The 13,838-nt window shown below is 35.9% G+C and carries 5 protein-coding genes; all 5 read right to left on the bottom strand.

Features of this window, described 5'->3' with window-relative positions; genetic code table 11:
- Position 1: 1 nt before the first annotated feature.
- The 5 genes from OPR24_RS00485 to OPR24_RS00465 all read right to left on the bottom strand — a co-directional run bounded on the left by OPR24_RS00485 (position 2) and on the right by OPR24_RS00465 (position 13,831).
- Entirely contained in the window at positions 2-3,292 is a 3,291-nt protein-coding gene (locus tag OPR24_RS00485; RefSeq protein ID WP_265033372.1) for a TrbL/VirB6 family protein, read from the bottom strand.
- A gap of 99 nt (positions 3,293-3,391) precedes the next feature.
- Positions 3,392-6,427 (bottom strand): TrbL/VirB6 family protein, encoded by a 3,036-nt coding sequence (locus OPR24_RS00480; RefSeq protein WP_265033371.1) that lies wholly within the window; start codon positions 6,425-6,427, stop codon positions 3,392-3,394.
- Positions 6,427-8,862, bottom strand: a complete 2,436-nt coding sequence (locus tag OPR24_RS00475; protein WP_265033370.1) for a TrbL/VirB6 family protein — start codon at positions 8,860-8,862, stop codon at positions 6,427-6,429. Before OPR24_RS00475 ends, OPR24_RS00480 begins: the two co-directional genes overlap by 1 nt.
- Before the next feature lie 33 nt (positions 8,863-8,895).
- Positions 8,896-11,433 (bottom strand): TrbL/VirB6 family protein, encoded by a 2,538-nt coding sequence (locus OPR24_RS00470; protein ID WP_265033369.1) that lies wholly within the window; start codon positions 11,431-11,433, stop codon positions 8,896-8,898.
- The gene (locus OPR24_RS00465; RefSeq protein WP_265034024.1) at positions 11,426-13,831 is read right to left on the bottom strand and encodes a VirB4 family type IV secretion/conjugal transfer ATPase; all 2,406 of its coding nucleotides are present in this window, start codon (positions 13,829-13,831) and stop codon (positions 11,426-11,428) included. The genes OPR24_RS00470 and OPR24_RS00465 overlap by 8 nt, the downstream gene beginning before the upstream one ends.
- Positions 13,832-13,838 lie beyond the last annotated feature (7 nt).

The raw sequence follows: 13,838 nt of genomic DNA, 5'->3' as shown, positions 1-13,838 counted from the left end.
TTCAATCCTCTTCTCCTTTTGCATCTGGTTTCCTCATTGGTTCCGGTAATTTCCTTTTGACCGGTTCACTGTCTCCTCGATTTCTTTCTTCCTTTCTTTCAGCTCCTTCAGCACGTTTTTCTATAGTTTCCGGAGTATTTATTTTAACTGGACCTTTTGGTTCCGTGCCTAAATTTCGTGTCACTTCATTTGATTGATCAAGCTTGTCTTTTTCTGGTTCTCTCTTACGTCCGATAGTGTAATCATGAAGTTTTTCTAAGAAATCTCGCCTATGCGATTTTGCTCTACAGAGCAGATTACCTTGGTAACCATCTTTTTCTCCTGTACGGTGGCCAACTCCTATAGAATCAAGGCCATGCTCCCAAGTAAACTTCATAGCATCTTCTATTGTATAGCTCAAATGTGACCCTACATATCCTTTATAATAATCTAAATATTTACCAATCCTTCTATGTGTAATATCTTCTTTATCAACTCCAAATGCCCTGTAAATTTTTTCCTCAAGCTTATCAATGTCATTTTCAGGCGATGTCACAAATTTTGTTGCTTCAATAGTAGCATTTACAAGTTTACGTGGCGCATCAATAGCATGTTTCAGTACACCTCCAACTCTTGGTATCCTACCCAGTAGATTAGCTGTACCTCCGGCTAATCTGTCTGGTAAATGAGTAGCCCAACTGCCTAAAGGCTCTAGTTTTCCAGCAATTGCGTCTTGCCAATAACGCCGTTTTAATTCTTCCATTATGCCAACCAAAGGCGATGCTTCATACATTTTAGATATATTGTAAACGCTGAATCCACCACCAGCTATACTTGAGCCCATTTGTTGTACGAACTCGCGTAAAGAGAACATTAAAAATGAAAGCAAGAATAGTACAAAGATCTCTCCTGCATTGATTAAATAACCTCTCTGTATGTCTTGCACCCTTTGGTAATCGCTATTATTTTGATAATCTTTATTTAAGTCAGAGAAATTTTCCAATTTACAGCTTTTATCACTTTCAATAACCTTTTCCACTAAAGACCTTATCTCTCTTTTGAAATCTGGTCTTATGATACCATTTCTATAATCATTTATCATCTTTCGATAATTGTTGCATTCGGTTCCATCTTGTGTAGATTGACAGTAGTGCTTTGTTATTTCACTATCCATACTACCTATCTTTTTTTCTATATTGTTGATTAACAATAGGATATCAGCCTTTTCTGACGAATGGGATAAACTATTTGTTAAACGCACTAAATCTTTCGCACTACAGCTATTATCTACTATCATATCACTTTCTGCAATATAATGGTCTGCTGGATTCTTTTTAGTACCAGGAATTGGGTTAAAGAAAGGGTAATCTATATAACGAAAACCTTTTTCAATGTAATCCGGTGGAAGAGGGATATACTCAGCACCGCCAGTAAATTTTATTGTACCACCTTCTCTGCTTATCTTTTCTATACCTTCTATGTTCTTATCTACGTTCAGCGGAGAAGCTTCTCCAAGAGTGTAAGGTACGAAAATTTGCCCTGGGGTCCAACCAAAGTACTGCTTATCAACGATACAAAAACCGCCAAACACCCATTTTGGAGCACATAACCTTACCTCAAACCATTTATTGTAGCATACAGTAAAACCTAACTGCCTATAAAAGGTATTCATTATAATGGAAGCCAGTAATGACAAGAGAGCAAATATCATAATCGACTGTAAACAAAAGCTGATGCAGAATTTTATCCAACCTTCAAACAGACTTTTCAGCGGTGAAAATAAAATAGAGATCAGGAACAATGGCATGATAGCTATAAGAAAAGCTATACCCATAAAACCAGAGAGAAATATTATGTAAGCATATAAGCACAGCAAGAAATATAAAACTATCCCTATGAAAATTGCTGGTATCATAAGTAAGCTTGCCCACATTTGGTAATGTAAAAACGCTGCAAACTTTTTCCAAACAGAATAAGCAAAAAACTTATTGAACATGTCCTCCATGAAGCTAAACAACTTAGCTTCATCTCCTTGAGCAATACTTCCGGTGTTCATGTTGGGAGCAAAATTAGTAATTATACTTATCAGTTGTTCAAGACCTTTAACGAATAGAACGAGAAAATGATCATAGAAAAATCTAAAACTTCCAGGAGATATAAGCACTATTACTAGAGTGATTTTCATCATTCTGATGAGCATATCATGCTTAGTTTCTCGTATCATGCCAAAAAGATAAAGAAGCGATGAAATCACTACAAATAGAACAAGCAAGGAAAGTACAAAATTATGAAAGCTCGTACTTTTTTCAGCTATATTTTCGAACATAGCTTGTGCAACTGCAGGATCATTGCTATTAAAATGTTCTTTGCAATTTTTGTTAATCAATAATACACATTTTAGATAATGATAAACTTCATTGAAAAATCCAAAGGTACCTGGTTTTTGTACTCCACCCAAAAACTCAAAAGAGTAGCCGCCTACATTATCTAGATAATATCTATCTAATATTTTTACATATATTTTCCATCCCTTTTCTAACTTCAACTCATTACAATTTCTGTCCTTTAATTTAGTGTTATCTCTGTCTAAAGTAAAAAATCCATTGTCGCCCTCTGCTGTGGAGTTATAACCTAGATGTACAGTAGGATATTGAGGATCGCGCATTAACTTTAGATTTTCGTTAGGATCATCTTTCCCCGTTTGAAACAAAAGATAAGCACCATGGCCATTGGTAAACCAACATGGAGCACCACGTGATACTGTATTTGCACTATCATCTTCATTAATGCACTTGCAATTTACAGTGCAACTTGCATTAGGCTTACTTGAAAATTTTTGTATGCTAGGTTTATAATCATTACAAACTAAGTGAAAGTCAGGTAGACTATTATCACCTGACTTGCCTTCAAATTTAGTTGCATATTTTAACTGCTCCAAGCTTTGTAAGGTATAACTCCCTTTTTTAGATTCCTTCTTGTTATTATTACTCCAAGATGTCCATGCACCATTAACTCGCACTTGTAAACTATCTCCATTAGTTTCAAGTCCGGTATCCTCCCACTTCACCACTTGGTTATGGTGGAAACCATAATTAATTTCTCCAGTTTCAGGATCAACAACTTCTCCATCTCCTGGAATAAACGCATCGTGGTCGCTTGAAAAATGAGCGCTTACTGCAATAGGTTTAGGACCAAAATAGTCAGCAGATATGCACCTTGGAAAAGGCATATCATTCTTACTACAACCTGTGATCAGCATATAAGCTGCAAGAAGTAATACCCTAAACCAACATTTGCCTAAGCGTGATTGCATATCTAAACTTTTTCCAAATATAGAAATAAATTTCTAAAACTTTACTTAAAATATCTTTTTAATTAGTTACTCCATAACATCATTCATATCTTACTTCTCTTACTTCTCTCCATTTCCTTCCTTGTTTTTAGCTTTATCACTAGGATCACTTCTTATTGTTTCATCAGGATTTTTTTGCTGACCTGATTGTTTTGGTGCTTCAGGTTTAGAGCTCCCCCTCTCCTTTTTATCAGGACCTTCTTGCTTACCTGATTGTTCTGGTATTTCAGATTTAGGGCTCATGGAATTATCCTTCACGTCAACTTCCGTCCGATCTTTATCCACTTGTTGCCTAATGTTCTGTATCATACCTTGGGTCTTATTATCAAGGCCAACAGCCGACAGTATAGATTGTGATGCGCTTGTGGCAACTTGACCAACACTGCCAGCAACTCCCCAACCAGAGCTGAATAGTGCTTGTGCCATAGCTTCCGATATAGAAACAAAAGATTCCATTGCACTAGCAATAATTAAGTACATAAATGCTTGGATCAGATCTATGGGCAACGCTGCAAAGTGCCCACCAGCCCTTTCCCCGGTACTGAGTGCAACATCAACATTAGTGCCAGGACTGTATCCAAGAGGCAGTATTGATTTCATCAAGCACAGATCATACGATAAGAAATTTACGCTAATTAAACATTGATAGCATGCAGAAAAATTTGTGAGATTGTATAGAACTGAATACATCAACTGATTTAAAAGAGATAAAGATGAAAATAAAATAACTGGTTGTACTGCAACGTGAGCCAGCGTTTTTATCCAGTTATCAAACAAGGATTTAGTCTGTTGAAATAAAATAAACACGATAAACAAAGGTGTTAATGACAGTAAAAACGCTACTAGAACAGTAGATATTACATATTTAAACGTAGCGCTAATAATGCATTTTAAAAACGCAAAAGTAGCGTAGAGTATTGCCAAAAATGCAATAAAGCCAAAAGGACCAGAGAGCATCAACGATAAAAACTTTAACCAAGTTTCTGCTGTGAATAATACTCCTGCTGTCAAGTCTAAGAATGCAAATTTTCTCCCCCCTTCCCCTATATAGCCAGAAAAGCTATCAACTAAATAAGTGCTACCATCTATAAAAAGTCTGGATAAAGTTGTACCAAAAAGTTCCCAGCTTCTATCGCTAAAGGCAAAAGCTATAAATGCTATCTTGAACATTCTTACAATGAAATCAAATTTACTTAGCTGTATTGTTCCAAGCATATAGCCAACGACAGTAAATATAACGTATAGAGTAAGCAAAGCTCTTACTCCTTGAAGAAGACCTCTTGCATATCCTTTGTATGAATCTTTAACGCTGTCCCCAATTACTTCTTCTTTTATAAGTTTAAATACCCCGTTTACATTCGATGAAATAAAATCATTAATTTTTCTTTTGACAAATAAAGTTACTGTGTACTTATTATTTTCATAATATTTGCCATTTTTGTCCGTAATGTCATCTCTCTCTACGTTGCTTACATCAATACCAAAATATATCTTCTTAGATTCTTCGTTCTGAAAGTGTTTTCCGCTTATTACATCTAATATGGTGTACTCATCTTTTCCGTCTACTCTTTCTCTCACTCCTACCACTTTGAAATCATTAGTTCCCACACCATGCAAATCTTTAGGTGGCTCATCACCCAAATACACATACAGTTTTTCGCCATTAATGTATTCACATGATCTACTTACTTTAACATGATATCCGCCTCTATGAAGGTAGTATTCGCCATTACTTGCTATAGCAAGCATTACATCACTACCGGACTTTATACCTTTATTTACTTCATAATTATGGTTCAACCTTAAAGAAAAATCCTCAAAATTATCATTGGTTTTTGAACACTTACGCACATAATCATAACCTTCTCGCTTATCATTTTCGCCTGCACCCTTTTCCTTTGGAAAACATTGATTACTCACAGTACCACCTTCTTCCTTGTCAGACTTGTCAGAATCATTAATTTTTGCAACGAGAGCTTCGGCCCAGGAAATATCTTCTTCAGTGTTTGATGCAAAATCAATAATGTTAATCTGCTTGGGATCCCCTTTATTTTTCTTAATCTTCTCAAGTCTATCTTCAACCTCTTTAAGGTGAGGATACATATCACATTCGCCGTTTTTACTATCATATTTGTTGTATCTTATAGAAGAGACGCAACTCCCCGGACGACTTATACCCTCTTTAGTATAGCACACATTCTGATAGTAACAGTTAAGCTCATAAGAGCTGTACTTTTTTATCTCGTTAAGATCACAGTTTTTTCCGTTACATAATTCATTCAATCCTATTTTAGCGCGACGTAAATCGAGCAGCGAGCCATGAATCCATGGTTTGTTGTCTTTAATGTAACTTTTATTAAAATGTACCTTATTATCATATGGGGTGTAACCATTGCCAACTAGCACTTTGCTTTCCTTTGCTTTTGTTTTATCAAGAGGTAAAAATTTTATTTTATTTCTCTTTCCATCCTTGCCCTCACAAAAAAATTCCTCTCCCTCTTGCTTGCTAACATTCAATATTTCACTTGCTGACACTTTTTCACCTCCTTCTTCAGCTCTATAACAATTATCATCAAAGCTGATGCCTTCTCCTCCTGGATTATCATAATCAATTGTTATCTTCCTGGGAATTAAGCTGAAGCTTAACTTATCACCAGGATTTACTTTAATTCCAGTGTCCACATAACGTCTCTTACTATATGATTGACCGTTTCCGAACCCTATGTCTTTACACACTTCTTGTTCATTAACACCATAATCGTTAGGTACACTATTAATATTTACAGCTTTACTATAAGCTGGTTCTGAACCATCAGCACAAAATACAGCAGGCACAAGTACTTTCCTTGGATTTTTGTCTTCTTTAAAAGGGCAAAAATTTACTGATCCATCGAGGGTGAATTTGATTTCCTCACCCTCACTAATTACCTGACCAGAATCAACCCAATGAATTTTAACTCCTTCATCTGCTTTATGAACTGGAACATCCACATTAACGCTGGTGTTTCTGCTCTGTAACCCAGGCTCAACACAATCCATAGTACAACCAGTGATTGCAAGACACAGTATCAATAATAGTGATCTTTTACTTATCATTATGAGCCCCCTGGTATCTTAGGTCCTTGAGGTCCTTGAGCCCTTTGCGGTATTTGAGGTCTTGACGCACCTGACTGTTGAGAAGTACCTCCTCCTCTTCCGCCTTCTGCTCCTCTTCTTTGAACGCTTTGTTCATCTAACCCTACTGTTCCCATTAAGCTTTGTTGATATTTTTTTCCAGGTTCGTTTTGCACATAAGCACCAAACAACGAGTCAGATATTGCCGAAGAAGCTTTAACTAAAGCTTTCATAGCGTGTCCCAAAATAACAAAAGCCATCATAGCGGTAATATTAGGTGTATATTTGGAAGCATAACCATAGAAGATACAAGGGTTAAAAATCTTTAGGTTAATACTAAGTATACACGTAGAGCAGACTTCAAAATCAAATACTGAATATATGATATAATCCATAACCTGACTTATCAGTGATATAAAAATTAAAAGCACTACTGGATGAATCGCAAATCTTGCTAAATTTTTAACCCAGTTGTGAAACATCTGCCTAGTATAAGCAAATAAAAGACAAATAATAAAAATAGGTGTTAAAGAAAGCAATAACGCAACTATTGCTATAGATGTAATAAAAGAAAATAAGGCATTAAAAATAGATAAGCTCACTGTGATTAAACCCCAAATCACCAAGCAAAAAGATACAATGCCCAAAGGGCCAGAAAATATAAGAGATACTATTAACAATACTGAATGCGATGACAGAAATCTATTTAACGGCAAATCAAGAAACTCAAAAACATTTGAAGTAGTGCCTCTGAAATTTGCTATTTCTATTAACTGTTTTGGGGTGTTAATAAAAATAGAAAATGCATTGTTATAAAAAAAATTCCAACTGTTGTCCTGCAGCAGCTGGGTAATAACTCCTATCTTTACGCATATAATTAGAAACTCATATATAGAAATATGAGTTAATCCAAAAAAATAGTAAAGGATATATAAGATTATGTATAATACTAACAGCGATATTATCGTAGATCTAATGGTGTTTGTTTTGCTTGATTTTACAAAACTTTCGTAAAGATGCTTTACAGGACTAGTATCAGAGTGAATCGCGTTGGAGTCTTTATAGCTGGAACCAAAAAATGCAGTTTTTACTTTTTCGTCAAAGAAATTATAGATTGCACTAAAAGTTCTTGTAGGTGGCTCTTTAGTTGTTAGGTTAATGCTAAACTGACCTTCATTTTTGTAATCGCAGCCATGGTCTCTTATTCCATAATATATGGTGCCTTTTTTTTCTTTTAACTTTTCTTTTAAGCCTTCCATGTACTCAGTATCATGAACTTGGCTAATATCCACAGATATATCTCCCTGGGTTTCATCAGGGTTATGCTCAGGAAGTTTGTCAGAGACGCGTATATACAAGTTATTTTTTAGGCTATGGTTCTTTGTTACTCTTATGTTGAAACCACCTTTGTCATTTCTATCGTAGCAGTGCTCGTCATTTCTACTACATAAACTAAAAGTTAAACTTAGTGTTCGATGGTATTTTTCTATCTTATAATCACAGTTAGTACATATGCCACCTGTTGGAATGTATTCAAAATCTTCACCATCCATGTGAACACGTAATAGTGTAATGTCAGTTTTTACCTGTTTTTCCTTTAATACGTTACTAATAGTTTCAGCAATAACAGATTCACCACTAGAATTTAAAGCATTGAATATCTCACCTTCTATACTATTGTATTCAATATATGCGCAACCTTTGTTTCCGCTGTCGGAAGGAAATTTACATATACGTCCACAGAGTAAATTCAAAATGCGCGTATCTATTTTGCTTTTCTGATCACTTGAAAGCCCCCTGCAGTCTATATTTCCCCCTTCTTGTTTTATAGAATTGATGACATTTTTAATCTTTTTTTCATCTTGATCTAACTTCGAAAAATCTGAATCCCAGTACTCTTTTCCATTCAACCATTGCGCATCGCCTATTATATATTTATTAGGACATATTCCATCCTGACATCCTTCTCGATTTAAAACATGTGCAAAATACTTCTCTTCTTGTTCGCTGCACTTTTCATCGATTTTCACGTACCTGATTTTTGTATCATCCTCTTTATCTTGACACACTTTACTTCCAATAACACTAAAGCTTATCGTATCACCAGCTTCAAGTGCAAATGGTAATGTAATGTCATTTCTCCCAGGCCCAATTGCAAAATCTCCATACTGCTTAGGACAAAAATTAACCTTACTAGGCACTATATTAATCTCTGTTACGCTTCTTATCCCATCTGAGATGTAAACACCAGAATCAACCCACTTCTGCTCTGTTGACACTATATCTAGTTTTTCACGCAAACCTGATAAATTTTCTGGCTTAATACAGTGATCCTCCCCGCATCCAGACAATAAAAAAAGTACCACAAAACTTATGCATAGCTTACCCAAGTTTTGGTTGCTTAAACGTTTAAGCATCTGTTACTTACCTTAACTAGCATCACCGCCACCTTAGTTAATCTTTTCGCTGGAACCTTTAACACTATTTCCACCTCCTCCACCAGTACCTCTTGCCTTCTTGACAGCCGCAGCAGCAGCTTGACCAACACCTCCAGCAGCAGCTTTGGCAGCAGATAAAGCTTTGCCCACCATTTGTCCAGGTGTACTACCAGAACCGAGTGATGCTCTATGGTTACCAGCAAGTTCGGCAGCCATGTTAGGAAGAATGTTTAAAAAGTGGTAAAAGAGGAATAACACCAGACACAACTTTAATAACTCTCCGATGAGAGAGCTGCCAAACTCCATGTATGTAAAGTCGAATAGACCAAGTATGCTGCTCTTTTTAAAGCTATAATTTTGCATCATACATGCAAGAGTAGTTTCATTTTTATCACATTCACCATCCTTCAATTTGAACCACTGTTTTTTCTTACTATATGAGATTTCTGCTTGTTTCTTTTCATATGACTTGTCCGGTTGTTTATTTTTATATGACTCGTCCAGTTCAAAATTTAAATTTTTAAAATAGATTTTATCACATGCTATGAACATAAAGGACAAAAACGCAAAAAGGATAACCGGGTATAAGCTATAGGTAATCAACTCTTTCACCCAGCCGTCAAAATATCCTTTGGTGTGTTGGAATAAAACCATAGGAATGAACAAAGGTGATAAAATGATGATTACACTTAAAGCAACTAGAGATAAAATAAATACATAGCACAGCCACAAAATAACCATCATCATCAGAATGGCCATAAATATAGCAACAAGAGCTATTAAAATCTGTCCACCAGCAAAAATAATACCGATTACCGAACCTGCAACTAACAAGACAGGAGCAGAACCAAGCAAGACTGCTAACGTTGCAACACCTCCAGTACCAATTTTGCCACCAATTCCATCTAAAGGGGCACCTAAATAAAATAAAATTCTACAATCAAGCCTATCCCAAGGTGCAAGATAACTGTAAGATACCTTCTTTCCTGCACGAGTATATTCATAATCTGTACCTGCTTTATAATTACATATGCCTTTACTTTCAGATGACGCTTTTAGCACTATCTCTGACAAACCATTTGAGAGACGAGTTAATTCTCCATAATAATGAGGCATGGTATTGCCTGTTGTGAAGTAAATCACTAAAGCGAATTTAATAATCAACGTGTACATCTCTTGTGGACTGCGAACTCCACCAGACATAGCTTTTATAGAGAACAGTATTAAAGCTAAAACCAAAGCAGCAGTTATGGTGTTTTTCAGCCTTTTCTGTGCTACAGATAAGAAACTGCCCTTGTTATGTCCATCTTTATCTTTAAGTGGGCTGCCACTTGAATCAATACCTGCAACTAAATTATCTAACGATTCCTTAATGCATTGTACTATCATAGAAGTTACGGGAATAGGAGCTAATGATTTACTTCCTGCCTGGTTATAACAAGCCTCAGAAACATATGAGCTAAAACAGCCAGCATTATCATAGCCTACAAAAACTTTTCCTTCTTTTTCCTTTTCCTTATTTCTTATAGTAGTTTTATAGTCATCATTATTACCAATAGGAACTTCTTCCTTTCCTGTACCATCTTTATTTTTGAATATCATCACAGATTTTTCACACATAGGAGCAAGTGGGTCAGGTGGCAATTCTGTGCATCCCATATTAACCCCTTGCGGCCAAGGAGTCATTTCGATACCAAGCATGCTCACACTTCCCAGCTCCACACACAACCTGCCCATTTTTCTTACTGCTTTAAATGTTGACCCATGTATGGTTTCGCTTTGCCCAGCTTTAAGAACTTTACATTCTAGCTTACCATCAACTCTTGGGGACCATGACCCACCTTCATATCCAGTATCTTTCTCCCTGACATTAAAGTCTATATCACCAAAAAGATTACCAAACGTTAAGGGGTTTCGATGACATACTTCTATATATTCACTGTATTGCACACCGTTTTTTGGCCAGTAATAACTCTCTGTACTCTCATGAACGTTAGAATTTAAGGCTTCTTTTTCTGCTCTTTTCCCGTCATAGTCTTTTTTGTTCACGTCTTCCCGAGCTTTATTTTGCAAACAAGAAAAATATTCATCTTCTGTTTGGTAATTTTCATTGGTGCAGCCACTATAACGTGTGTCTTCTAATTTAAAATTTTTGTATTTTCCATCATGATCGCGTGCAACTGGGTGTTTAACAAAACTATGTTCACAAACAACAAGCCCTCCTATCGCTTTCCAGACTCCAACAATTGCAGCTATCATTCCAATGACAACAAGAGCAGTAAATAAACCAGCGGAAGAGATGATCAAAACAATGCCAGTAAATATTTCACCAACAGCAATTGCTATTCCAGCAAGTGCTGCAGCTGTTTTAAAAGCCCCACAATCAGGATTAGAGGCACGACTAAAACTGCCAGTGGAATTAAATCTGCTAACAAATTCTGTCTTGTCAGTACCACTTACTCCATCTGCAAGCACTGGATATGAGAGTAAAAAGTCTATATTTAGTAAAAATATCGCAATTAATAGCAATGACAGCTTAGTCTTAAACATTTTTTACCTTCTGATAAAATATAGGCAACCATACTTTTGGGTTGTCCCCAACTTCATTTAATATATCGTGTAACAATAGAACACTTTCTGCACGTCCAGATAATACGTTGATTATATCATCTAGGTCTTTTAAGTCTATTCTAGCTACTACCGCATTAACTCCTTGTTTCACCAAAAAGAATCTAGTACTTGGATCTGTGTGCTTAATTAATATATACTCACGTTCAGTTAACATAAAAACATCCCGATAGACACTAGTAGCTTTCAGATTTGGTAAAAAAATCTGTGTCGCTGTTTGTTGTACAAGTGTATCGCTAATAGTACTTTTACTTGCGTCCTCAACACTCTGAGTAGCAAAAATCACAAAAGCATTTAGTTTTCTCAGTACCTTCAACCAGTCTTTTATCTTGGGTGCAAAAACTGGATTATCTATTAATGCCCATGCCTCATCAAGAACGATAATAGATGGAGTGCCATCAAGGGATATACTAATCCTATGAAATAAATAAATCAATACTGGTCCAAGAGCAACAGGATCTTTTAGCAAGCTAGCCATCTCAAAACCAAATACTCTTGCTCGTGAAAAATCTAGCAAATCTTCTTTATTATCAAATATTGCAGCATGAAAACCATTATCATGCCACATAGATATTGCCCCAGCTAGAGTATCAGGACCTGCAAGCCCTAAAAATGGTACGAGGTTTCTCAAGAATCTGTCTTCTTTTCTTAATTTAAAATTTCCTTCAATTGCATCATTAATTCGTGCAATATCTTCTGAAGTAAATTTATCATTATATACCGAAATTAAAGACTTTATCCACTCCATTAAAAATGTTCTATTATCAGAGGTGTCATCAAGTTGCAAAGGATTAAAATTTGTTTTAGTTCTTGGTTCTATTACAGTATAGATACCACCAAGTGCTCTTAAGAAAATCTCTGCACCGCGATCTTTATCAAAAAAAAATATCCTTGGAGAAAACTTCATCGCTTGGGCACACAAGAAATTCATTAAAACAGTTTTACCAGCACCAGTTGGGCCAATTATCATAGTGTGTCCAACATCCCTTATATGAAAGTTGAAAAAAAATGGAGTACCAGATGTCGTGTCAAAAACTGTAACAGCATCTCCCCAGTGGTTATTGAATTTATTGCCAGTAGGATAATTATGTTGAGATGCAAATCCAGCCAAATTAAGACTACTTATTGTAGCTTTTCTCACTATATAATCGAAATTACCAGGAATTTGCGCCCAAAATGCTGGTTCAAGGTTAACTCTCTCACGGACAGGATAAACACCGCAATTAGAAAGCTCTGATTCTACCAACGACAGAGCGTTATCCAATGATTTAGGACTTTTTTCTATACATAAAATAGTCAGGTGATGTTGACCAAAGGCAATCTTACCACTCATTGCGTAATCAAGCGCTTGAGAAATTTCTGCTATTTGAGAAATAGCTTTATCTGCAGACTGTATCATTCGATTTTGCTGTATCTGCATTTTTCCAATCGCCATTTGCCTGTTTATAAATTGAAAAGATTGCGTAATTATAAACTCGTAAGGAAGTTGTAAAAACGAATCAAGCATTCCTGCAGAAGTATGATTTCCATATTCTTTGATACTAATTATTCCAGCATATTTACTCCCATTATGAGTCACAACCTGTATCATCTTACGGCCAAAGAATAACCTATGTACTGGTAAGTATCTTGATATTTCAGTTCTTAGCGGAAAAAGCGTATTTGTAACGAAGCCACAATTTACAATTCTAGATAGAAACTCCATTATTTCACAGAACAAACCATCTGGAGTTTCTTTTACTCCAAGGATTTTAGGCGAATAATTCCTAAGGCTTGTCACTACACGATTTGTCGTTTCCTCTAAATCTTCATACGTGGCACGCATATCACTTTCCCAAGCATGTTTTGAAGTTACATGTCCGAATTTTTTTAGTAGATATGACAAAAATTCTACTCCTTTTGTGTCCGCTCTACGGATAATCGTAATGTATAGGTCATTAATAAATGATTGCCTTGTTGCGTGTTTTTCTCTCCATTTTAGATTTACGTGATTAGCGAAAAAATTCGGCAAACCTTGACTTGCAAATTCATCAGAAAAAATATTTTTCTTACGTCTGATAGTATGAAAATATAAACTAAATGCCGGAGATGAAATGCTTCTTAGCATCTGATTCCTGATGTTGTTCTGTATGACTAAATCCTCGTCATCGGCAGTTTCAAATGCAAAGCCACTTAATTTTATAACCTTAACCAACCAATTTTCTTTTGTCATCAAGGTTGTGCTATTCCAATAGCAAGAATAAGGAATAAATTCAGCAGCGTGAACTTCCCTGCTCAGAGTAGATTTATTCTTTGATTGAATAGCCCTAAACCTCAGCATCACACAA

The sequence above is a fragment of the Wolbachia endosymbiont (group A) of Sicus ferrugineus genome (assembly GCF_947251515.1).
Classification (GTDB): domain Bacteria; phylum Pseudomonadota; class Alphaproteobacteria; order Rickettsiales; family Anaplasmataceae; genus Wolbachia.
The sequence above is the reverse complement of the archived record's forward strand: the minus strand, read 5'-3'. Positions and strand labels throughout refer to the sequence as shown.